This window comes from Actinotalea solisilvae (genome assembly GCF_016464425.1).
GTDB classification, from domain to species: domain Bacteria; phylum Actinomycetota; class Actinomycetes; order Actinomycetales; family Cellulomonadaceae; genus Actinotalea; species Actinotalea solisilvae.
On sequence record NZ_JADDKQ010000007.1, the window covers coordinates 102,668 to 123,753 of the forward strand.

Annotated in this window: 20 protein-coding genes; 15 read left to right on the forward strand and 5 right to left on the reverse strand. The window is 74.8% G+C overall.

Annotated features, from left to right (window positions below):
* Window positions 1-216 precede the first annotated feature (216 nt).
* From JIG38_RS07390 to JIG38_RS07400, 3 genes are all read right to left on the reverse strand, one after another.
* Window positions 217-1,203, reverse strand: a complete 987-nt coding sequence (locus JIG38_RS07390) for an aldo/keto reductase (protein ID WP_199423123.1) — start codon at window positions 1,201-1,203, stop codon at window positions 217-219.
* Window positions 1,204-1,273: 70 nt separating this feature from the next.
* Window positions 1,274-1,798, reverse strand: coding sequence for a GXWXG domain-containing protein (locus tag JIG38_RS07395; protein WP_199423124.1), 525 nt, complete (start codon window positions 1,796-1,798; stop codon window positions 1,274-1,276).
* Window positions 1,795-2,178, reverse strand: coding sequence for a hypothetical protein (locus tag JIG38_RS07400; RefSeq protein ID WP_199423125.1), 384 nt, complete (start codon window positions 2,176-2,178; stop codon window positions 1,795-1,797). The genes JIG38_RS07395 and JIG38_RS07400 overlap by 4 nt, the downstream gene beginning before the upstream one ends.
* Before the next feature lie 142 nt (window positions 2,179-2,320).
* Here JIG38_RS07400 and JIG38_RS07405 point away from each other — a divergent pair, with 142 nt between their 5' ends.
* Window positions 2,321-3,190 (forward strand): AraC family transcriptional regulator, encoded by an 870-nt coding sequence (locus tag JIG38_RS07405; RefSeq protein ID WP_199423126.1) that lies wholly within the window; start codon window positions 2,321-2,323, stop codon window positions 3,188-3,190.
* 61 nt (window positions 3,191-3,251) lie between these two features.
* Here JIG38_RS07405 and JIG38_RS07410 read toward each other — a convergent pair whose 3' ends face one another.
* On the reverse strand, window positions 3,252-4,181 hold the full coding sequence (locus JIG38_RS07410) for a fructosamine kinase family protein (protein ID WP_199423127.1): 930 nt from the start codon (window positions 4,179-4,181) through the stop codon (window positions 3,252-3,254).
* Window positions 4,182-4,508: 327 nt separating this feature from the next.
* Here JIG38_RS07410 and JIG38_RS07415 point away from each other — a divergent pair, with 327 nt between their 5' ends.
* From JIG38_RS07415 to JIG38_RS07425, 3 genes are read left to right on the forward strand one after another with little or no spacing between them, the layout of a single operon-like run.
* Entirely contained in the window at window positions 4,509-5,408 is a 900-nt protein-coding gene (locus tag JIG38_RS07415) for a CPBP family intramembrane glutamic endopeptidase (RefSeq protein ID WP_199423128.1), read from the forward strand.
* A gap of 5 nt (window positions 5,409-5,413) precedes the next feature.
* On the forward strand, window positions 5,414-6,685 hold the full coding sequence (locus JIG38_RS07420; protein ID WP_199423129.1) for a sensor histidine kinase: 1,272 nt from the start codon (window positions 5,414-5,416) through the stop codon (window positions 6,683-6,685).
* Window positions 6,682-7,368 (forward strand): response regulator, encoded by a 687-nt coding sequence (locus JIG38_RS07425; protein ID WP_199423130.1) that lies wholly within the window; start codon window positions 6,682-6,684, stop codon window positions 7,366-7,368. Before JIG38_RS07420 ends, JIG38_RS07425 begins: the two co-directional genes overlap by 4 nt.
* Before the next feature lie 66 nt (window positions 7,369-7,434).
* On the opposite strand, the gene JIG38_RS07430 is transcribed toward JIG38_RS07425, so the two are convergent.
* Window positions 7,435-8,604, reverse strand: a complete 1,170-nt coding sequence (locus JIG38_RS07430) for an FAD-dependent oxidoreductase (RefSeq protein WP_199423131.1) — start codon at window positions 8,602-8,604, stop codon at window positions 7,435-7,437.
* A 60-nt stretch (window positions 8,605-8,664) separates the two neighbouring features.
* On the opposite strand from JIG38_RS07430, the gene JIG38_RS07435 reads away from it, so the two are divergent.
* From JIG38_RS07435 to JIG38_RS07485, 11 genes are all read left to right on the forward strand, one after another.
* Window positions 8,665-9,258 carry a TetR/AcrR family transcriptional regulator gene (locus JIG38_RS07435; protein ID WP_199423132.1) on the forward strand — a complete coding sequence of 198 codons (594 nt, stop codon included), beginning with the start codon at window positions 8,665-8,667 and terminating at the stop codon, window positions 9,256-9,258.
* Between the two features lie 92 nt (window positions 9,259-9,350).
* Entirely contained in the window at window positions 9,351-10,367 is a 1,017-nt protein-coding gene (locus tag JIG38_RS20965) for a cold-shock protein (protein ID WP_199423133.1), read from the forward strand.
* 128 nt (window positions 10,368-10,495) lie between these two features.
* Window positions 10,496-12,112, forward strand: a complete 1,617-nt coding sequence (locus tag JIG38_RS07445; RefSeq protein ID WP_199423134.1) for a hypothetical protein — start codon at window positions 10,496-10,498, stop codon at window positions 12,110-12,112.
* A 1-nt stretch (window position 12,113) separates the two neighbouring features.
* The gene (locus JIG38_RS07450) at window positions 12,114-14,120 is read left to right on the forward strand and encodes a hypothetical protein (RefSeq protein ID WP_199423135.1); all 2,007 of its coding nucleotides are present in this window, start codon (window positions 12,114-12,116) and stop codon (window positions 14,118-14,120) included.
* Window positions 14,121-14,124: 4 nt separating this feature from the next.
* A complete protein-coding gene (locus JIG38_RS07455; protein ID WP_199423136.1) occupies window positions 14,125-15,447 on the forward strand; it encodes a hypothetical protein in 1,323 nt (440 codons plus the stop codon).
* A gap of 115 nt (window positions 15,448-15,562) precedes the next feature.
* The gene (locus JIG38_RS07460) at window positions 15,563-16,135 is read left to right on the forward strand and encodes a hypothetical protein (protein ID WP_199423137.1); all 573 of its coding nucleotides are present in this window, start codon (window positions 15,563-15,565) and stop codon (window positions 16,133-16,135) included.
* A 171-nt stretch (window positions 16,136-16,306) separates the two neighbouring features.
* Window positions 16,307-18,172, forward strand: coding sequence for a molecular chaperone DnaK (gene dnaK / locus JIG38_RS07465; protein ID WP_199423138.1), 1,866 nt, complete (start codon window positions 16,307-16,309; stop codon window positions 18,170-18,172).
* A complete protein-coding gene (gene grpE / locus JIG38_RS07470) occupies window positions 18,169-18,804 on the forward strand; it encodes a nucleotide exchange factor GrpE (protein ID WP_199423139.1) in 636 nt (211 codons plus the stop codon). Before dnaK ends, grpE begins: the two co-directional genes overlap by 4 nt.
* Window positions 18,805-18,847: 43 nt before the next feature.
* Entirely contained in the window at window positions 18,848-19,855 is a 1,008-nt protein-coding gene (locus JIG38_RS07475) for a DnaJ C-terminal domain-containing protein (RefSeq protein WP_199423140.1), read from the forward strand.
* A 58-nt stretch (window positions 19,856-19,913) separates the two neighbouring features.
* Complete coding sequence (locus JIG38_RS07480) at window positions 19,914-20,342, forward strand: heat shock protein transcriptional repressor HspR (protein WP_307844664.1); 429 nt, start codon at window positions 19,914-19,916, stop codon at window positions 20,340-20,342.
* 91 nt (window positions 20,343-20,433) lie between these two features.
* On the forward strand, window positions 20,434-21,066 hold the full coding sequence (locus tag JIG38_RS07485) for a hypothetical protein (protein WP_199423141.1): 633 nt from the start codon (window positions 20,434-20,436) through the stop codon (window positions 21,064-21,066).
* Window positions 21,067-21,086: the final 20 nt, after the last annotated feature.

A 21,086-nucleotide genomic window follows, 5' to 3' on the forward strand; every position in this document is an offset into this window, starting at 1 on the left:
CCGGGGCGCCCCTGTGCGGCTCGCCCACGGGGGACGAGGGGGCAGCCGGCCCGTCGCCCACGGACGTCATCGGGACCACCCCCCGGCCGAGCGCGCGCGGTCAGGCGGCGTCGCCACCCGGTGGGCGCTGGATGCCGACAAACTACGCCCGCCGTGGAGCGCGATCCAGGGTGTCGCGGCACCCGGGGCGCCTCGCGCGCAGCACCTGGCGTCGGGTCAGCGCCCGACCATCGACATCCCCGTGTCGTCGTACCGGTTCCCCACGACCCCGACGCGCGTCGCCAGGGCGTCGAGGTCGGCGACCTCGTCCGACGACAGGGGCAGCGCGGTGGCGGCGGCGTTCTCCTCCACACGCTCGAGGCGACGCGTCCCCGGGATGGGGACGATCCACGGCCGCTGCGCGAGCAGCCACGCGAGCGCGACCTGGCCCGGCGTCGCCCCCTTGCCGTCCGCCAGAGCGCGCACGTGCGCGACGAGCGCGTCGTTGGCCTCGCGGTTCTCGGGCGTGAACCGCGGGATCGTGGTGCGGATGTCGCCCGCGGCGAACTCCGTCGTCGGCGACACCGTGCCGGTGAGGAAGCCCTTGCCGAGCGGGCTGAACGGCACGAACCCGATGCCCAGCTCGCCGCACACGCCGAGCACCTCGCGCTCGGGGTCCCGGGTCCAGAGGGAGTACTCGGACTGGACCGCCGTGACGGGGTGGACGCCGTGCGCGCGCCGGATGGTCGTGGCGCCCGCCTCGGAGAGCCCGAAGTGGCGCACCTTGCCCGCGGCGACCAGCTCGCCGACCGTCCCCGCCACGTCCTCGATCGGCACGTCCGGGTCGACGCGGTGCTGGTAGAAGAGGTCGATGACGTCGGTGCGCAGGCGGGCGAGGGACGCGTCGGCCACGCGGCGGATCTGCTCGGGCCGCGAGTCGGTCCCCCGGGCGCGCCCGTCGACGATGTCCCAGCCGAACTTCGTCGCGACGACGACGTCGTCCCGCAGCGGCGCGAGCGCCTCGCCCACGAGCTCCTCGTTGACGTACGGGCCGTAGACCTCGGCCGTGTCGACGAAGGTCACCCCGCGCTCGACGGCGCCGCGCAGCACGCCGATCATGTCGTCGCGCGTGCCGGGGTTGGGGCCGTAGCTCTGGGACATGCCCATCGCCCCCAGGCCGATCGCCGAGACCTGCAGGCCCTGGCCGAGCGTACGGACGTGCACGGGTCCTCCTCCGGTGGTGTCCTCTCGACCGTACGCTCGCCTCGTGACGCCCGGCGAGACGGGCGTCCGGTCAGCCCCGCGCCGGCCCGTCGAGGCGGTGCAGGCGGAACAGGAACGGGCGCGCCATCCCGCGCGCATCCATCGCGCCGATCACCGAGCCGTCGTCGTCCCGGCGGAACGCGTCGATGACCGGCAGGTCGTCGTAGACGAGGGCCGCTGACGTGACGCCGTGGAACCGGACCTCGCGCAGCCGCGCGCGCGGCCGGCGCGTGGTGACCCAGGGCCGCACGACGGCGAACGCGCCCGCGGCCGCGGCCGTGCGCAGCAGGGGCGCCGCCCGGAGCACGACGGTGAGCGGCACGAGGCCCGGGTGGACGCTCGCGAGCCCGCGACGCGCGCGGAACACGAGCGGGTGCACGCGGTCATCGTCGTCGAACCGCTTGCCGAACCAGCCCAGGTTCTCGAGCGCCCCGTCGAGCGGGTGGCCGGTCGGCACGCCGGACCCGCGCCACAGCCCGCGGAGCTCGCTGCACTCGACCGGCGGGAGCGCGTCGTACCGCTCGAGCCCGGCAGCGGTGCGACGGGACCGCGTCATGCGTCGAGCCGACGCAGGGCGGCCTTGTACGTCTCCGCGGGCGTGCTGTTGAAGGCGATCGCGGCGCCGGGGGCGTGGCGGTGCACGAGGTTGACGACGCGCTCGAACAGCTCGAGCTGGTCCTCCGGCTCCCGGATGCCGCCGCCGATCACGACGACCTGCCAGGGTCGACGCCGCAGCGCCTCGGTCACCACCGCGTCGACGTCGTCGCTGCCGTCGAGCCCCACGAGGCAGGTCGCCACGCCGATCCCGGCGTCGGCGAAGCGCGCGAGACCCGCCGCCGTCGCGCGCGCGACCGGCTCGGGGTCCCAGGGGCCGGGGACGCGGTACGGGTCCAGGCCGAGGACCAGGACGCGCGGGTCGGGAGTCGTGGTGCCCACCCGCCGACGATAGGCCCGCGTGCCCCGGCACGGGCGCCGCGGGCTCGCGCGAGGCGGCCGACGCCGCCTGATCGCACCGGACCGCCACGGTCGGGTCGTGCCACCCTCGGGCACGTCAGGGTGGACGACGGAAGGGGGTGCCGTGATCGCCTGGCTCAACCGGCTCGTGGACCTCGTGGAGGAGAGCCTCACCGAGGACCTCGACGTCGCGCGTCTCGCCGCGACGCTCGGGACCACGGAGCACCACCTGCGCCGGATGTTCTCCTCGCTGGCCGGGATGCCGCTGTCGGAGTACGTGCGCCGGCGGCGCATGACGGTCGCGGCGGCCGACGTCGTCGCGGGCGGCCAGGACCTGCTGGGCATCGCGGTGCGCCACGGGTACGGCTCGGCCGAGGCCTTCGGCCGGGCGTTCGCGTCCGTGCACGGCGCCGCGCCGGGCCAGGTCCGGCGCGACGGCGGCCCCCTCCGGACCCAACCACGCCTCAGGTTCCGCCTGACCGTCGAAGGAGCACACCCGATGGACGTCCGACTCGTCACCCGACCCGCCTTCCGCCTCGCCGGGCACGCCGCCCGCGTCCCACTCGTCCACGAGGGCGTCAACCCCGCGATCCAGCAGCACGTCGCGTCCCTGCCGCCCGAGGAGCACGCGCGCCTCAAGGCACTGGGCGACGGCGAGCCGCGCGGCCTCCTCGCGGTGAGCGCGGACCTCGACCCGGACCGCCGCGAGGGCACGGAGCTCACCTACCTGCACGGCGTGGCCGTCACCGACGGCGTCGCGGTGCCCGAGGACCTCGATGTCCTGACGGTCGAGGAGGGCGCGTGGGCCGTCTTCCGCGCCGCGGGGCACTACCCGTCCACGCTCCAGCAGGTGTGGGCCGCGACGGCGACGGAGTGGTTCCCCTCCAACCCGTGGCGCCTGCGTCCGGGGCCGGAGGTCGTCGCGGTCCTCGAGCGCGCCGAGGACCTCAGCACCGCCACCGTCGAGCTCTGGCTGCCCGTCGAGCCGGCCTGAGCCACGCGGGCCGTCTCACGGGCGCCCCCTGGCCGCCGGCCCGACCGCCCGGCGGCGCCCGTCAGCCGCGGGTGCGGAAGGGAGCGAGGGTCGCCCGGATGTGGTCCGCCGCGCCCCAGTCGTGGTCGAGCTGCGCGACGACGGCGAGGTGCTGGCGCAGCTGGATGACGGGCATCCGCTCGCGCCAGCCGGCGTCGAGGCCGGTGAGCTCGGCGTAGAGGTCGAAGAACCCCTGCGCCTCGGGCGGCGGCGCGGTCGTCCAGAGGTGGGCGAGGTCGACCTCGGCCCACGTGTAGGAGACGGCGGGGTCGATGAGGGCGGGCCGGCCGTCGTCGGTCGCGAGGACGTTCTGGAACCACAGGTCGCCGTGCGTCAGGCACGCGGGGCGGTCCGGGAGCAGCTCGGGCAGGCGGTCGCAGAGCCGCTCGAGGGCGGCGCGGTCGGCCGCGTCGAGCGCCGCGTCGACGCGCGGCTCGCCGAGCCACCGCAGCAGCCGGTGCCGGGCGAAGAACGTGAACCCGTCGGTCTCCCACGTGTTGACCTGCCGGCGCTGCCCCAGCCACACGTCGCGGTGCCAGCCGAAGCGGTCGTGCGTCGTCGTCGTGTGCAGGTGGGCGAGGTCGTGCGCGAGGCGCGTCCAGAACGCCGCGTCCGCCGGCCGCGGCCGCAGGACCTCGAGCACGAGCAGCTCGGGGCTCGCGAGCACGACGTCGGGTGTCGCGACGCCGTGGGCCCGCAGCGTGGCCAGGCCCTCGGCCTCGGCCGGGAACGCGTCGTCGGACGGCGCCTCGGTGAACGCCTTGACGAACACCGAGGTGCCGTCGGAGCGGCGGGCGACGCCTGCGACCGCCGCGAGGCCGCCGGAGACCGGCTCGACGCCGACCACGTCAGCCAGGCCGACGGCGTGCAGGCGGTCGCGCAGGAGGGTCATGGGGTCGTCCGCCGGGTCGAAGGCGTCGTCGAGCACGGCTCTCCTCTCGTCGGTGCGCATGCTGGCACACGCGCCCGGTGCGCCGGCGGTCGACCCTTCGCTGCGACCGGCTCGCCGGCGTGCAGCGGGCGGGATCGTCGGGTGTCGAGATGTGCGGCGCACGGTGCAGAAGTGACGCAAGGGGCACAGCGGGCGCGGGACGAGGGGTCATCCGCCCCATCTGTCACATGCGCCGCACATCCCGTCGGGGTGCTCGCCCCGTCCCGGGCCCGGGCGCCTCCATCCTTCGATGCAACCTCCGCGGTCCCACCCTTCGCCCGGCGCGACCGGGTGGGGCGCGTTCCTAGCGTCGGGTGACGTCAGACCACACCGACGGAAGGAACCACGATGAGCGTCCTCACCGCTCCGGCGCCCCCGCGGCAGGGGGGCGTGCTCGACGTCGTCCGGCGCCGCCCGATCCTGTCGTTCTTCGTGCTCGCCAACGCCGCCAGCTGGCTCGCCTGGCTGCCGTACATCCTGTCCAACCACGGCCTCGGTGTCTGGGACTTCTGGTTCCCGGGCGGCTCGATCGGCGGCCAGCTGCTCGGCATGCTCCCGGGCGCCTACCTCGGCCCGATCGGCTCGGCGCTCGCCGTCACCGCGATCGCGGACGGCCGCGCGGGCGTCCGGGCGTGGGCGCGCCGGCTGTGGCGGTGGAAGGTCGGGTGGCACTGGTACGTCGGCATCCTCGCGGGCGTCCCCGCGGCGATGGTGCTCAGCGCGCTCGTGTTCTCGGGCGGCGACGTGCAGGTACCGCCCGCGGCGGTGCTCCTCGCCCTCGTCCCCGGGCTGCTCGTGCAGATGGTCACGACCGGGCTCGCGGAGGAGCCGGGCTGGCGCGACTTCGCCCTGCCCCGCGTCCAGCGAGTCCTCGGCGCACCCGGCGCCGCCGTCGTCATCGGCGCCCTGTGGGGCGTGTGGCACCTGCCGCTCTACCTCACCGAGTGGGGCGGCCGGCCGGACGTCTCGTGGTACCGCCCGCTCGAGTTCATCGCGTTCTGCATCGCGTTCAACGTCGTCATGACCTGGGTGTTCAACCGGACCGGGCAGAGCCTGCCGATGGCGATGCTGCTCCACGTGAGCATCAACAACGTCGCGTCGGTCGCCTGGGCCGAGACGTTCCCCGCCATGGACGTCGACACGTTCCAGCACTCGCTGCTGCTCGGCGCGACCGTCGCGGCCGTGATCACGCTCGTCGGCAGCCGCGGACGTCTCGGGTACGTGCCCGAGGTGGCGCGTCTATCGTGACGCCGATGATCGAGCGCCTCGCTCACCGCGGCCGCCGGGCGACCTGGGTCGTCCCGGCGGCCTGCGGGCTGCTCTCGGTCGCGCTCCTGGCCGCCTCGTCGGCCGTCGCGGCGTCCGAGCCGGGCGTGCGCGGCGTCCCCGGGACGGACGACGTCGCCTGGTGGTGGGCGCTCGCCGTCCTCCTCGCGCAGGCGGCGGTCCTCGCGCTGCTGCGCACGCGCCCGCGCGCCGCCCTGCTCGCGGTGGCCACGGGCGTCCCCGCGCTCGCCGTCCTGGGCGACGCGATCGGCGTCGGGCTCGTGGCGGTGGTGGTCGCGACCGCGACGGCGGTGGTCGCCCGGCCGCCCCGAGCGCTCGCCGCGTCGCTGGTCGGCGCGGCCGCGCTCGTCGCGGTCGGGGTGGCCGCGACCGAGCTGCGGCTGGGCGGCGGCGGGTGGCTCGCGCTCGGCGCCGGGCTCCTGCAGGGCGCGGGCGGCGTCGGGCTCCCCGCGCTCCTGGCGTCCGTGGTGGCCGCGCGGCGCGACGCCGTCGCCGCGCTGGCGGAGAGCGTCGAGGCGCAGGAGCGCGCGCGCGACGCGCTCGTCCAGGTCGCCGTCGAGCGCGAGCGGACGGCCATGGCGCGCGAGCTGCACGACATCGCCGCGCACCACCTCTCGGGCATCGCGGTGATGACCGCGGCGATCGGCCGGCAGATCGACGTCGACCCGGCCGGTGCCCAGCTGGCCGTGGCGCAGGTCCGGGAGCAGAGCACGGCCATGCTGCGGGACCTGCGCAACCTCGTGGTGCTGCTGCGCGAGGCCGACGAGCACGAGGACGACCGGGCGACCGTCCGGGTCGAGACGCTCGCCGGCGTCGCCGAGCTGGTCGCCCGCGCCCGGGCGGCGGGGCAGGACGTCACGCTCGAGACGTCCGGCCCGGTGGCGGAGCTCGCGGCCTCGGGCGCGGTCGGACCGCTCGCCCAGCTCGCGGCGTACCGGGTGGTCCAGGAGGCGCTCGCGAACGCGGCCCGGCACGCGCCGGGCGCGCGGTGCGCCGTCACCGTCGACGCGCGCGACGGCAGCCGCGTCGACGTCGTCGTGCGCAACGGCGTGCCCGCGCGCGGGGCCGCGCCCACGCGGTCCGCCGCCCCGGGGTACGGGCTCGTCGGGATGCGCGAGCGCGCCGAGCTCACCGGCGCGACGCTCGGGTACGGCCCCACGGAGGACGGCGGATGGCGGGTCGCGCTCGCGGTCCCCGTCGCCCGGCCCAGCGACCCGAGCGCGAGGGAGACCCGATGACCGACGTGAGCCCCCCGCCCGTGCGCGTGCTCGTCGCCGACGACCAGCCGCTCGTGCGCGCGGGCCTGTCGACGATGCTCGGGACCGAGCCGGGCGTCGAGGTGGTCGGGCAGGCCGCCGACGGCACGACGGCGGTCGAGCTCGCCCGCTCCCTGCGGCCCGACGTCGTCTGCATGGACATCCGCATGCCCGGCACCGACGGCATCACGGCGACGCGCGCGCTGTGCGGCCCCGACGTGCCCAACCCGATCCCGGTGCTCGTCCTGACGACGTTCGACGTCGACGAGTACCTGTTCGGCGCGCTCGAGGCGGGCGCGTCGGGCTTCCTGCTCAAGGACGCGGAGCCGGCGGCGCTCGTCGACGCGGTCCGCTCGGTGGCCGCGGGCCAGGGGACGCTCGCCAACGCGCTCACGCGGCGCGTGCTGCGGGAGCTCGTCAGCCGGCGCCGGACGCAGCCGGTGACCGCGGCCCGCGCGAGCGAGCTCCTCACGCCGCGCGAGCTCGACATCCTCCTGCTGCTCGCGCAGGGCATGTCGAACGAGGAGATCGCGCGCGAGCTGGTCCTCGAGGTGTCGACGGTGAAGTCCCACCTGGCGCGGATGATGCCCAAGCTCAACGTGAGGTCGCGGCTCCAGGCGGTCGTGTGGGCGTACCAGAACGGCGTCGTCGACGTGGGCCGCTGACGACGGCGAGCCGGCGACCCGGTCGACCCTCCCGGCTGAGGGTCCGACGCGGTCGGCCGCTCCGGCTCAGGCCCCGACGCGCGCCTCGGCGGCGGCTCCGCGCGGTGGCCGCCAGCCCATGACACGGTCCGAGCCGCGCAGGGCGAGGCCCGCGGGCGTGAGCCGCACCACGGCGTCGCGAGCGGCGCCGGTGGCGCGGCCGCCGCCCTGGGTCAGCCGGCCCAGCCGCGCCGAGAGCGCGACGAGCGACGACGCGCGCGGCCGCCGCAGCGCGGTGAAGCGCGCGAGCGCGTCCTCCACGCGGCCGCCGTCGGCGAGCACGTGCGCGAGCACGACGGCGTCCTCGAGCGCGAGACCCGCGCCCTGGCCGAGGTTGGGCTCCATCGCGTGCGCGGCGTCGCCGACGAGCACCGTCCTGCCGCGGTGGAACGACGCCGGGACCCGGGGGAGCGCGTCGACGTCGTGCCGCAGGACCGTCGTCGGGTCGACCGCGTCCAGGAGCGCGGGGAGCGGGGCGTGCCACGCACCGAAGCGGCGTCGCAGCTCGGCCAGCTCGGTGGCGCCGTCGTGCGCGTGCCGACCGGCCGGGACGGTCGCCGTCGCGAAGACGTAGACCGCGTCGTCGCCCACCGGGACGACGCCGAAGCGCTCGCGGTGCCCCCAGGTCTCCGACGCCTCGGTGAGCCCGGTGTCCGTGTGCACGACCGCGCGCCACGCCGTGTACCCCGCGTACGACGGCGCCGCGGCGTCGGGCCACGCGGTCGCGCGCGTCCGCGACCGGATGCCGTCGGCGGCCACCACGAGGTCGTGGTCCCCGGCGAGGGAGGTCGCGTCCGCGATGTCCGAGCCGCACCGGACGACGCCCGGACCGACGGCGTCCGCGAGCAGGGCGTGCAGCGCGGAGCGCTCGACCGCGAGCACGGGGGCGCCGTGCCGCTCGGCGAGGCGGGAGGCGGCGAGCCGCGAGAGCGCGCGGCCGTCCGGGCGGAGCACCGCGGACCCGGTCAGCGCGAACGCGCGCTCGCGGACGGCCGCGCGTAGCCCGAGGGCGTCGAGCGCGCGCACCGCGTTGGGTCCGAGCACGAGCCCGGCGCCGAGGGCCGTGAGCCCCGGTGCCCGCTCGTGGACGGTCACGGACCACCCGTCGCGGCCGAGCGCGAGGGCGGTCGCGAGCCCGGCGATGCCCCCGCCCACGACGGCGACGGACCGGGTGCGGGCGGGTCGGGACGGCGTCATGCCGCGACTCTACGGACGTAGAGGATGGGAGCACAACTCTACGGCGGTAGAGTCGCCGACGTGGAGCCCGACCGCCGCCGCCTCATCGCCCGGCACGCGCTCGAGGTGCTCGCGGCCTCGGGAGCGCGCGGCCTCACGCACCGCGCGGTGGACCAGGCCGCGGGCCTGCCGCCCGGGTCGACGTCGTACTACCACCGCACGCGCGCGGCGCTCCTGGACGCGTGCCTGGAGGACCTCGTGCGCCAGGACGAGGCCGAGATCGCCGCACTGGCCCCGGGCCTCGTTGCGGGCGACGAGGAGGGTCTCGCGGCGGTGCTCGCGGCGGTGCTGCACCGCTGGGCCACGGCGGACCGCGCGCGCCAGCTCGGCCGCTACGAGCTCTTCCTCGAGGCGCTGCGGCGGCCGGAGCTCGCGCGCGCCCTGCACGACGGCGGCGTCGCCGTCCGCGCCGCGATCGCGGACGTGCTCGCGGACCTCGGCGTCCGGGACCCGCGGCAGCGCGCCGACTGGCTGGTCGCGGCGGTCGACGGCGTGCTCTTCGAGCGCATCGCCGGCGCGCGGGCGAGCGAGCCCGTCGACGAGAGCACGTTCGTCGGCGTCGCGCGCTGGCTCGCGCACGCGGCGCTCGCGCCGGAGCCGCCGTCCGCCGGGTGAGGCGTCCGGCGCCCGCGGGACCGCGTGGGCCGTGCGCCTCCCGGTCAGGGACACTGGTGCCAGCGATCCGCACACCGACGAGGAGTCACACCGTGCCTGAAGGAACTGTCCGCTGGTTCGACGCCGAGCGGGGGTTCGGCTTCCTCGACCTCGGGGACGGCGCCGAGGACGTCTTCGTGCACGCGTCCGAGATCGTCGGCGACGACGGCCCGCGCGTGCTCCGCGAGGGGCAGACGGTCGAGTTCGAGGTGGGCGAGGGCGACCGCGGCCCCCAGGCGCGTCGCGTCCGCGTCACGGGCGGACCGGCCGCGGGCGGCGCGCTCGGCGTGCTCGGCACCGTGAGCTGGTACGAGCCGACCAAGGGCTACGGCTTCCTGGTGCCCGACGGCGGCGGCGCGGAGATCTTCGTGCACAGCTCGGCGATCGTGGGCGGCGGCGTCATCGCGGAGGGGCAGCGGGTCGCGTTCCTCGTCGTCGACGGCGAGAAGGGGCCGCAGGCGGACCACCTCCTGCCGCTCGGCGCCGAGGCCACGGGGCCCGCCGCCGCCGGGCCCGACGGCGGTGACGGCACCGTGACCTGGTACGACGCCGGCAAGGGCTTCGGTTTCGTGGCGCAGGACGACGGCGGTCCGGACGTCTTCGTCCACGCGCGGTCGCTGACCGGCGGGCTGACCGAGCTGTCCGAGGGCGACCGGGTCACCTTCGAGGTGGCCGAGGGCGACCGGGGGCCCCAGGCCCGCGACGTGCAGCTGGTCGGCGGCGCGCGCCGCCGGGGCGCGCCCGCGGCGTCGGCCCGCGGCCGGTCGGACCGCCCGGACAGGTCGGAGCGCCCGGCCCGGTCGGACCGTCCGGCCTGGTCGGACCGCCCGGCCCGGTCGGACCGTCCGGCGCGCTCGGACCGTCCGGTGCGCGGCGGCGAGGGTGTGGTCGCGCGCTACGACGCGGACCGCGGCTTCGGCTTCATCACCCCGGACTCGGGCGGCGCGGACCTGTTCGTGCACGTCTCGGTCGTGCGGGGCGACGAGGCGCTCCAGGAGGGCGACCGGGTCCGGTTCTCGGTCCGCCAGAGCGACCGGGGACCGCAGGCGGACGGCGTCGAGCTGCTCTGACCGGTGGGTCGGCCTCACGTCCGGGCGGTGGGGGTGCGGCCGGTGAGATCCGGCGGGACGCGCCCCTTGTCCGAGCGAGATGTCCGCTCCTAGCCTGAAGGTCCGGATCCCGGCGCGGGGGGCGCGACATGGGCGAGGGCACGTGGGACGACGAGGTCGCAGGAGACGCCGACGAGGGCGGAGCGGCGCCCGGGCCACCGACGGCTGAACCTGCAGCGCGGTACCGCGCCGCGGTCCACCAGCTCTTCGACAGCGAGGACGTCGTCCGCTCGGCCCTGCGGGACCGGCTGGTCGACGCCACCTCGCAGTCCCTGCAGCTGCGCCAGGAGGCGGCGACCGCGTTCTCGGGCTTCTACCCGAGCCGGGTCTCCGCCGCGGACCGGGAAGCGCTCACCTACCTCGCACCCGGCGACGACCTCATCGGGCTCCTCACCCAGCAGATCGACGACACGCTCCAGGAGCGGCGCGACGCACCGAGCGCCGGCCGGCTGCGCCTGCACCTCACCCCTCGCCTGCGCGCTCTCCTCGACACCACCGACGCGGACGACGAGCGCGCCGGCCGCATCGCGCTCGACGCCATCCTCGAGATCGTGCGCGGCGCCGAGCCCCTGCCGCCCGCGGACCCGGTCGCGGTGTCACGCGCAGCGGCGCGCGCCGACGAGCTCATCGCGGCGATCACCGACGGCGCGCCGCAGCCGGCAGCGCCTCCGCGGGACGACGGCGCAGGACGACCCGCCGGTCCGCCGGGGCCGCCGGGGCCGCCGGTGAACGGGTTCGCCGAGGTGGCCGCGAAGCTCGAGGAGCTGCTCGCGGCGATCCGCACGCCGGAGACCGCCCCAGCCTTCGAGGTGCCGTCCCGGCCCGACCAGGGGTCGGTGCGCGAGGGCGTGAGCACGTTCGAGCTGCGCTCCGGCCCGGCCGACGTCACCAGCTATCACGACTTCACCCACCTCCGGATCGCGTTCCAGGGCGTCTGGACGGAGATCTTCGACGGGCAGCTCGAGGCCGTCGGACGGCAGCTCTACGAGGAGGCGGTCAAGCTCAGGACCTTCGCCGGCCTCGACTCCCAGGCCCAGTCGATCGACACGCTCGACGACCTCAAGCGCCTCATGGAGGAGGTCCGCGACCTCGCGCAGATCACCGTCGACGCCACTCCCAGCGAGGTGCGGCCGCCGACCACGACGAGCACCCCCGTCAGCCAGACCACGAGCGCCGTCGACGTCGCCAAGGAGGTCCTGCTCGGCGGCCCCACGGGCGACCCGCTGGTCGACGCGATCCTCAACCCCGGCGGCGCGATCATCGAGGCGATCGGGAACCTCTTCGCCGGCAAGCAGCAGCTCACCTGGGACTCGTTCCCCGGACCGCTGCCCGTCGGCGGGGACGTCATCACCCTGCGCTTCGAGCCCGAGGCGGTCGAGCCGGGGACCGTCGAGTTCGTGATCGAGAACGGCCCCCAGGCGTGGTGGTGGAAGGGACTCGAGTTCCGGGAGTTCGACACCCGCGGGAACGTCGTCTCGACCTTCCGCATCTCGAACGACCCCCGCGACACGGGCGTGTGGCAGGCGGACAGCTACAACCGGCTGCCGCTCTATACGCCGCAGCTGCAGAACGGGGTCATCGAGTTCCAGAAGGCTGCACCAGGACTCGGTTTCGGCGTCCACACCGGCTACTACCTCCTCGCCGGCCTGCCGGACCGCATGCCGGACCGGATGCGCGCGATCTTCCGCTGGGAGAAGGACTCCTGAGATGCCGACCTCCGACGCACCCGCGGCCGGGACGGGACGATCCCGCCTCGAGCACCTCCTGCGCGACCTCGACGCCATGCTCAAGCAGCCGTACGCGTTCGACGTGTTCGCCACCGACTCGGTGAACTTCGGGGTCCTCACCACCTACCGGCAGACCTGGGAGTCGCAGAGCTACCAGGTCGGTGACCTCGTGTCGACGATCCCGCTGGCCCCGAAGGAGGTCCGGCGCTACACCACCCGCCGGGTGGACAAGCGCACCCGGGCCCAGAAGGAGGTCGACGAGAACCTCCGCACCCAGCGCACCGACACCTCGGACACCGGGCGGGTCGAGTCGGAGATCGTGGACAAGGCCAGCAAGAAGACGAACTTCAGGCTCACCGCGAACGAGAGCTTCGGCAGCGACGAGACGATGAAGGTCACCGCCGAGCAGGTCGTCGGCGGGTCGCAGGAGAAGGAGTCGCAGAACACCAAGCGGGCGTTCCACGAGAGCGTGCGCAAGAGCGCCCAGGAGTACCGGCAGCAGCACCGCACGGAGATCGACACCACGTCGGCCTCGGAGTACGAGGAGACCACCTACCAGGAGATCCAGAACCCGAACGACGAGCTGACGGTCACCTACGTCTTCTACGAGCTGCAGCGGACCTACCGGCTGAGCGAGCGGCTGCACGCCCTGACCCCGGTGGTGCTCGTCGCGAACGACGTGCCGGCCCCGGACGCGATCGACGACTCGTGGCTGGTCGCGCACGACTGGGTGCTCCGCCGCGCGATCCTGGACGACTCGTTCCGTCCCGCCCTCGACTACCTGACGAAGAGCTTCGTGGGGGCCGAGGTGAACATCTCGATCCTGCAGGCGAACGCCGAGGGCCAGAAGAAGGTGGTCGAGTCGATCGGCGAGCAGGTACGCGCGCAGCGTGGCGTGCTGTCCGCGAGCGAGCGGGAGGTGCTCTCGGCCGTCCAGCAGCTGGGCTCGTCGGAGCAGCAGCAGGGGTTCATCGACATCGTCAAGGGCATCTTCGACCCGCTCGGGATCGCCGGCACCTCGGACACCGGTGCGGTGGACGCGGCCGAGCTCATGGTCGACTACGCGAAGGAGGCGCGCGACCGTGCCGACCGGGAGCGGGCCCGGCTGCTCGACCAGTTCACCCTCGCCGTCAGCGCGCTGCAGGTCGCGATCGACAAGCTCTCCACGGCGGTGCGCGAGCACTACGACAACGTCGCGGCCGTCGACCGGCTGCGGGTCCACGTCAAGGAGAACGTCCTGTACTACATGCAGGCCGTCTGGAGCCACGAGCCGCCCGACCAGCGGTACTTCCGCCTCTACGACATCGACGTGCCGATGGTCGAGCTCGCGTCCGACGGCGTGACGGTCGAGGTCAGGCGGGACGCGGGGAGCCTCGCCGACGACCTCCTCGGACGCGAGATCGGCGCCGTGGACCTGCCCCTGCCCGAGACGCAGGTGGTGACCCGCAAGCTCGCCGACGTCGCCGACCTCGACGAGGTGCTCGGGTACAAGGGCAACTACACGATCTTCCCGCTGCGGCAGAACACGTACCTGACCCTGCGGATGATGGAGGACTACCTGGAGGTCGGCGACGACCTCGTGCTGCGGGACCCGGACGAGTTCGCCCAGCTCACCGCGGAGGAGCTCGCCGAGATCGCCGCCGCCCTGCACGAGCGCGACCCGGACCGCTTCGACGAGCTCGTCGACCGGATCCGGGCCGCCCTCGTCGAGAAGGCCGCGTCCCCGCGGACGGGCTCCGACCTCGTCGTCGTGCCGACCACCTCGCTGTACGTCGACGCGCTGGTGGGGACGCACCCTCTGCTGGAGGACTTCAAGCTCATCCACCGCGCCCTCGACGTGAAGAAGGTCCAGGCCGACGTGCGGCACCAGGAGCTGGAGAACCTGCGGCTCGCGCGCCGGCTCTTCGGCGGCAAGGACGACGACCCCGACATCGACAAGAACATCGTCGTCACCGAGGGCGTCGGCGTCGTCGTCGACACGGACTGACCCGGTGGCCGCGCCGGCGGCCCCCGCCCGGCGCCTGGGCACCGTGTGCTGGGACTTCCTCCTCACGCGGCCCGAGCGGAGCGACAAGGGCAAGGGCACCCAGGTCCATCGGGTGATCCGTGAGCAGCTCGTCCGGTGGTTCCGTGACGCCGGCTACGGCGAACGGGTCCCGGTCGGGCTCCCCGACGCGTCGTACGAGCAGTACACGTCGCGCAACCGGGTGATGGCGGGCGGGTCCGGGACGGTCGACCTCGCGTACCGGACGAGGGAGTCGCAGAGCGTCGTCGGCTTCATCGAGATCAAGCCGGCGAACCTCGAGGGGCTGGCCCATGGTGAGGCGCAGGTCGACAACTACGTCGACAAGGCGAACGCGAACGACGCGCTCAAGCGCCGGCTCACGGCCACGGCGTTCCTGCGGCTGCCGCCGTCCGCGATCGACCCGCCGCTGCCGCTCGTCGTCTGGCAGTCGCGGTACTTCGAGGTCCGCTGGTGCGTGCCGGGGCTGATCTTCTACAAGGAGATCCGCACCAAGGACGACGAGGACAAGGAGAAGGAGAAGGAGAAGGAGAAGCGGACGGCGCAGGAGAAGCCCAGGGACAAGGGCGCGCGTTCCGCCGCGGAGGCCCAGCCCGCCGACCCGCGCGCGACGGCGGGCGCCCGGCAGATCGTCCTCCCGAACGGGATCAAGATCGACGTGTTCTACCGACCCTGGCAGGCGCCGTCCTGGATGCCGGCCGAGCTGCGGGACGCCGTGCAGAACGGGACCCTGCGCGACGGCGTCTACCGCGACCTGTACCGGGCCCCCTACCTCCGCGGCTTCTCCAGCAACGTCGTGGTGTACGTGAAGACCACCGCGCTCGGCCGCGAGTACCAGTTCTACCGGGAGTTCCCCACCGACCCGCAGTACTACGAGGACCTCGCGCGGCGGCGTGGCCTGTCGGGGTGGCAGACCCGGCTGGTGCAGTCGACGCTGACGACGACCAACCAGGACATGTGGAGCCTGGTGCGACCCGACCGCGAGGACCCGCGGGACCTCGACACCGCGCGCGACGAGCTGCGCGGGATCTACGACGGGATCCTCCGGCAGGTGTTCGAGGCCAACATCTCGATCCTCGGCACGGGCGTGGCCGCGGGTGCCGTGAACAACGCCGCGCGCAGCGCGGGCGCCTTCCAGCGAGGCACCGCGGGGCGGTCGATCGGGCCGCAGGCGCCCGCCGGGGTGCGCCCCGCGCCGGGCGTCGTGCCTCCGGCCCGGATCCCGGCCCCGGCCGAGAACGCCTACGTCTTCGAGCAGGTGCTCCAGGACCTGCGCATCCACCTGCGGTGACGCGCACGCGCGAACGACCCCCACGGTCCTCGGCGAGGCCCTAGGTTCGGGGAGCGACGCACGCGAGGACGCGCCTCGCGCGTCACGCTCGAGCGAGCCCACCGGAGGGCGCTGCATGGCAACCGACGTCGACGTCCTCCCGTCCCCTCGGCGCGCCGCGCCCCGTCGCCTGCCGCGGCGCGCCGTCGTCGCCGCTCTCGTGGTGCTGGCGCTGACCGTCGCGATCGCCGGCTGGCTCGGCCTGCGCTCCCGTGTCGACCTGCAGCTCACGGGGAGCTCGCTGACGGGGTTCTCGGCGGACACCTTCGTGGCCGAGGATCCTGAGCCGGGCGCCGCGGTCGCCGTGTACAGGCTGCAGAACGACGGGCCCGTCCCCGCGAGGATCGCCGTGTCGGCTGTGAGGCCCCAGGCCACGCTGGCGGTCGACCTCGTGTGGTGGGGGGACGAACCTCAGCCCCCGGCGGACGCCCCGGGCGAGGCGCGCGTGGACCTCGCGCCCGGGGAGTCGGTCGGCGTCAGGCTCGTGCTCGGCGTCGACTGCCACGGGACCCACGGCGACGGCATCGGCTACGGGCCCGGCGCTCTCCCGCTCGACGTGACGGCGCTGGGCCTCACGCGGGAGGTCCTCCTCGACCTCCACCCCCGACCGTTCGTCAGCTCGGAGGTCGCGATCCCCGCGAGCTGCTGAGCGGCGCGCCGACAGCGGCGCCGCGCCCCGACCCGTCGAGGCGGGAACACCCGCGGCCCGGCCGAGGTTGAGTCGGGTGGGCTCAAGTTCGGCGGTCCGGAGTTGCGCGAGCACCTCGCCGCGCGCAGACTTGAGCGCAGCAGGCTCAACACGCGAAGGAAGGCATCTCCCATGGCACGAGCGGTCGGGATCGACCTCGGCACCACCAACTCCGTCGTCTCCGTCCTCGAGGGCGGCGAGCCGACGGTCATCGCGAACGCGGAGGGCTCGCGCACGACGCCGTCCGTGGTCGCCTTCTCCAAGACCGGCGAGGTCCTCGTCGGCGAGGTCGCGAAGCGTCAGGCGGTCACGAACGTCGACCGCACCATCAGCTCCGTCAAGCGCCACATGGGCACGGACTGGAGCGTCGCGATCGACGACAAGAAGTACAACGCGCAGGAGATCTCCGCGCGCGTGCTCGGAAAGCTCAAGCGCGACGCCGAGGAGTACCTGGGCGAGCCGGTGACCGACGCCGTCATCACCGTCCCCGCCTACTTCAACGACGCCGAGCGCCAGGCCACGAAGGACGCCGGCCAGATCGCGGGCCTCAACGTGCTCCGCATCGTCAACGAGCCGACGGCGGCCGCGCTCGCGTACGGCCTGGAGAAGGGCAAGGAGGACGAGCTCATCCTCGTCTTCGACCTCGGCGGCGGCACGTTCGACGTGTCCCTCCTCGAGGTCGGCAAGGACGAGGACGAGTTCTCGACCATCCAGGTCCGCGCGACGCACGGCGACAACCGCCTCGGTGGCGACGACTGGGACAACCGGATCGTCGAGCACCTCATCACCGAGGTGAAGAACACCGCGGGCGTCGACCTGTCCAAGGACAAGATCGCCCTGCAGCGTCTGCGCGAGGCGGCCGAGCAGGCCAAGAAGGAGCTCTCGTCCGCGACGAGCACCAACATCTCGATGCAGTACCTCTCGATGAGCGAGAACGGCCCCATCCACCTGGACTCCAAGCTCACGCGCGCGCAGTTCCAGCAGATGACGGCGGACCTCATCGAGCGCACCAAGGCGCCGTTCAAGCAGGTCATCTCCGACGCCGGCATCACGGTCGCGGACATCGACCACGTCGTCATGGTCGGCGGCTCGACCCGCATGCCCGCCGTGGCCGACGTCGTGCGCGAGCTCACCGGGGGCAAGGAGCCCAACAAGGGCGTCAACCCGGACGAGGTCGTCGCCGTCGGCGCCGCGCTGCAGGCCGGCGTCATCAAGGGTGAGCGCAAGGACGTGCTGCTCATCGACGTCACCCCGCTGAGCCTCGGCATCGAGACCAAGGGCGGCGTGATGACCAAGCTCATCGAGCGCAACACGGCCATCCCGACCAAGCGCAGCGAGATCTTCTCCACGGCCGACGACAACCAGCCGTCCGTGCTCATCCAGGTGTTCCAGGGCGAGCGCGAGTTCGCGCGGGACAACAAGCCGCTCGGCACCTTCGAGCTCACCGGCATCGCGCCCGCCCCGCGCGGCGTGCCGCAGATCGAGGTCACCTTCGACATCGACGCGAACGGCATCGTGCACGTGTCCGCCAAGGACCGCGGCACGGGCAAGGAGCAGAAGATGACGATCACCGGCGGCTCGGCCCTCCCCAAGGAGGACATCGAGCGCATGGTGCGCGAGGCCGAGGAGCACGCCGCCGAGGACAAGAAGCGCCGCGAGGAGGCCGAGGTCCGCAACCAGGCCGAGTCGTTCGCGTACTCGACGGAGAAGGTGCTCGCCGACAACGGCGACAAGGTGCCGGACGACGTCAAGACGCAGGTCACCGAGGCGATCACCGAGCTGCGCACCGCGCTCGCCGGCGACGACGTCGAGGCGATCAAGGCCAAGCAGGCCGCGCTGACCGCCGTGAGCCAGAAGATCGGCGAGGCGATCTACCAGTCCGACGCCGCCGCGGACGGCTCGCCGACGGCCGGCCCGGCCGCCGACGCGCCCGAGGGCGCGCCGCAGGACGAGGACGTCGTCGACGCGGAGATCGTGGACGAGGACGAGAAGAAGTGACCGACCAGCACCAGGCCCCGGGCGGGTCGGGCGACGAGCCCGACCGCCCGCGGTTCACCGACAAGCGCCGCATCGACCCGGAGACGGGCGCGGTCCGCGAGGCCCCGGCCGCGCCGGCCGAGGAGCCGGGCCACGCCGGCCGTCACGCGGCGCCCGCCGACGACGCCCCCGCGCAGACCGACGACGCCGTGGCGGGTGACCCCTCGGGCGCCGAGGCGCTCGCCGCGGAGCGGCTGGCCGACCTGCAGCGCCTCCAGGCGGAGTACGTCAACTACCGCAAGCGCGTCGACCGCGACCGCCTCGTCGCCCGCGACCAGACGGTCGTGGCCATGATCGAGGCGCTCCTCGGCGTGCTCGACGACGTCGAGCTGGCCCGCCAGCACGGCGAGCTCGCCGACGGGCCGTTCGCGTCCATCGCCGAGAAGCTCGAGACGACGCTCGGCCGCTTCGGCTGGGAGCGGTTCGGCGCGACGGGCGAGGCGTTCGACCCGACCGTCCACGAGGCGCTCATGCACGCGCACTCCGACGACGTCACCGAGCCGACCGTCGTCCAGGTGCTCCAGCCGGGTCACCGGGTCGGCGACCGGGTCGTCCGCGCGGCGCGCGTCGCCGTCGCGGAGCCGGGCGCCTGACCGGGAGCAGCGGCAGACCGGGACGATCAGGGAGGAGGGTGCGATGACCGGCCAGGACTGGTTCGAGAAGGACTTCTACGCGACGCTCGGCGTCCCCAAGAACGCGGACGCGGCGGCGATCAAGAAGGCGTACCGCAAGCTGGCGCGCACCCTCCACCCCGACCACAACCCCGACGACGCGTCCGCCGAGGCCCGCTTCAAGGACGTCGGCGAGGCGTACGCCGTGCTGTCCGACCCGGAGCAGCGGCGCCAGTACGACGCGATCCGCGCCATGGCCGGGGGCGGGGCGCGCTTCCAGGCGCCCGGCCGCGGGGGCGCGGGCGCCGGCGGTGCGGCCGGGTTCGAGGACGTCTTCGGCGGCCTCTTCGGCGGCGGCGCGGGTGGGTCCGGCGGCCAGCGCGTGCGCTACACGACGGCCCCCGGCGGCGCCGGCCCGGGTCTGGACGACCTGCTCGGCGGGCTGTTCGGCGGCGGCGCCGCGGGCGGATTCGGCCGCGGCCCCGCCGCGAGCATCGACATCGAGGCGCAGACCACCCTGCCCTTCCGTCAGGCCGTCGCGGGTTCGACGGTCACCCTCACGGTGGACGGGCGGCGGGTCACCGCGCGCATCCCCGCGGGCGTGAAGAACGGTCAGAAGATCCGCCTGCGGGGCAAGGGCCGCGCGGCCGAGCCCGGCGGGCAGCCGGGCGACCTCATCATCGCCGTGCACGTGGAGCCGCACCCGGTCTTCGCGCTCGACGGCAAGGACCTGCGCGTCACGGTCCCCGTCACGTTCGACGAGGCGGTCCTGGGCGCCGACGTCGAGGTCCCGACGCTCGACGGCGCGCCGGTGCGCGTGCGCGTGCCCGCCGGGACGCCGTCCGGCCGCACGCTGCGCGTCCGCGGACGCGGCGTGCCCACGCCGCAGGGCGCGGGCGACCTGCTCGTGAGCGTGCAGGTCGTCGTCCCGCAGCGGCTCTCCGACGAGGCGCGCGAGGCGGTCGCGGCGTTCGCGCGCGCGACCGACGGCGCCGACGTCCGCGCCGAGCTGCGCGCCCGCGCGGCGCAGTAGCCGCGCACCAGGCAGCGGCCGAGCCGAGACCACCGGACGAGGAGCAGAGGAGGCGCCCGTGCCGTCGATCCCGCAGCAGGCGTACGACGCGCCCGCCTTCGTCATCTCGGTCGCGGCCGAGCTCGCCGGCATGCACCCCCAGACGCTGCGGCAGTACGACCGGCTCGGCCTCGTCTCCCCGGGCCGCGCGCCGGGCCGCGGCCGGCGCTACTCGCTGCGCGACATCGCCACGCTGCGCGAGGTCCAGCGGCTGTCCCAGGACGAGGGCGTCAACCTCGCCGGGATCAAGCGCATCCTCGAGCTCGAGAGCCAGGTCGAGCGCCTGGCGGAGCAGGTCGAGCTCCTGCGCTCGATGGCGGACCCCGGGCGGCGCGTGTTCGCCGCCGGGCCCCAGGGCGAGGTCGTCGCGGTCCCACGCGGTCACCGGCCGGCCCGGGTCACCAGCAGCGGCGCGCTCGTGGTCTGGCGCCCGCAGCACCGCGGCTGACCTGCGCTGCGACGGTCGGCACCGCTAGCCTCCTGCTCGCCCTCTCCCGCGCCGACCGGCGCACCGGACGGACCGGCCCGACGGAGGACCAGTGACCGCAGGACCGACGCCCGCAGCACCCGTGCCCCCGGGTCCGCCGCCGCCCGCGGCCGACCCGCTCGTGGTGCGCACCGACCGCCGGCTCGTGGGCCGGCTGGTCTGGCGCGGCAACGTCCCGCTCGTCCTCGCGATGCTGGCCTGCGTCGCCGCGGGGACCGGTCTCGGCGCACTCGCCGGCTCGACGCCCCAGACCGACATGTCGGCCACGCTCGGGGCGCTCATGGGCGCCCTCGGGGCCGCGATCGCCTTCACGGTCGCCCTCAGCGTGTTCCTCTTCGCCTCGGTCCTGCACATGGTCCACCGCGAGGTCGACGTCATGGCGGTGGTTGAGCCGACGGGCCTGCACGTGGCCGTCCCGGGCACGAACGCCGGCTCGGCGTACCTGCCGTGGCACGCGATCGGCTCGGTGACGCCCCGCGGCCGCGGCCGGCGCGCCCGGCTCGTCGTGCGCGCGGTCCCGGGACTGCGCCGTGACCACCCGGGCGCGCGCGGGCTCGAGGACGACCTGCTGTGGCGCTCGCTGCGCTCCCAGGGCCTGACGATCCGCACCGGCACCGCGCTCGTGCCGCACGAGCACGTGCTCGCCGCGGTGCGGCACCTCTCGTCGCCGCGGGGGGAGCGCTGACGCCTCGCCCGTCGAGGGGC

Excerpts from the sequence above, each read along its gene's own strand:
- JIG38_RS07420 (WP_199423129.1), top strand. The coding sequence starts at position 5,414 with ATGATCGAGCGCCTCGCTCACCGCGGCCGCCGGGCGACCTGGGTCGTC.
- JIG38_RS07475 (WP_199423140.1), top strand. The coding sequence starts at position 18,848 with ATGACCGGCCAGGACTGGTTCGAGAAGGACTTCTACGCGACGCTCGGC.
- JIG38_RS07460 (WP_199423137.1), top strand. The coding sequence starts at position 15,563 with ATGGCAACCGACGTCGACGTCCTCCCGTCCCCTCGGCGCGCCGCGCCC.
- JIG38_RS07450 (WP_199423135.1), top strand. The coding sequence starts at position 12,114 with ATGCCGACCTCCGACGCACCCGCGGCCGGGACGGGACGATCCCGCCTC.
- JIG38_RS07445 (WP_199423134.1), top strand. The coding sequence starts at position 10,496 with ATGGGCGAGGGCACGTGGGACGACGAGGTCGCAGGAGACGCCGACGAG.
- JIG38_RS07395 (WP_199423124.1), bottom strand. The coding sequence starts at position 1,798 with ATGACGCGGTCCCGTCGCACCGCTGCCGGGCTCGAGCGGTACGACGCG.
- JIG38_RS07430 (WP_199423131.1), bottom strand. The coding sequence starts at position 8,604 with ATGACGCCGTCCCGACCCGCCCGCACCCGGTCCGTCGCCGTCGTGGGC.
- JIG38_RS07415 (WP_199423128.1), top strand. The coding sequence starts at position 4,509 with ATGAGCGTCCTCACCGCTCCGGCGCCCCCGCGGCAGGGGGGCGTGCTC.
- JIG38_RS07425 (WP_199423130.1), top strand. The coding sequence starts at position 6,682 with ATGACCGACGTGAGCCCCCCGCCCGTGCGCGTGCTCGTCGCCGACGAC.
- JIG38_RS07410 (WP_199423127.1), bottom strand. The coding sequence starts at position 4,181 with ATGCGCACCGACGAGAGGAGAGCCGTGCTCGACGACGCCTTCGACCCG.
- dnaK (WP_199423138.1), top strand. The coding sequence starts at position 16,307 with ATGGCACGAGCGGTCGGGATCGACCTCGGCACCACCAACTCCGTCGTC.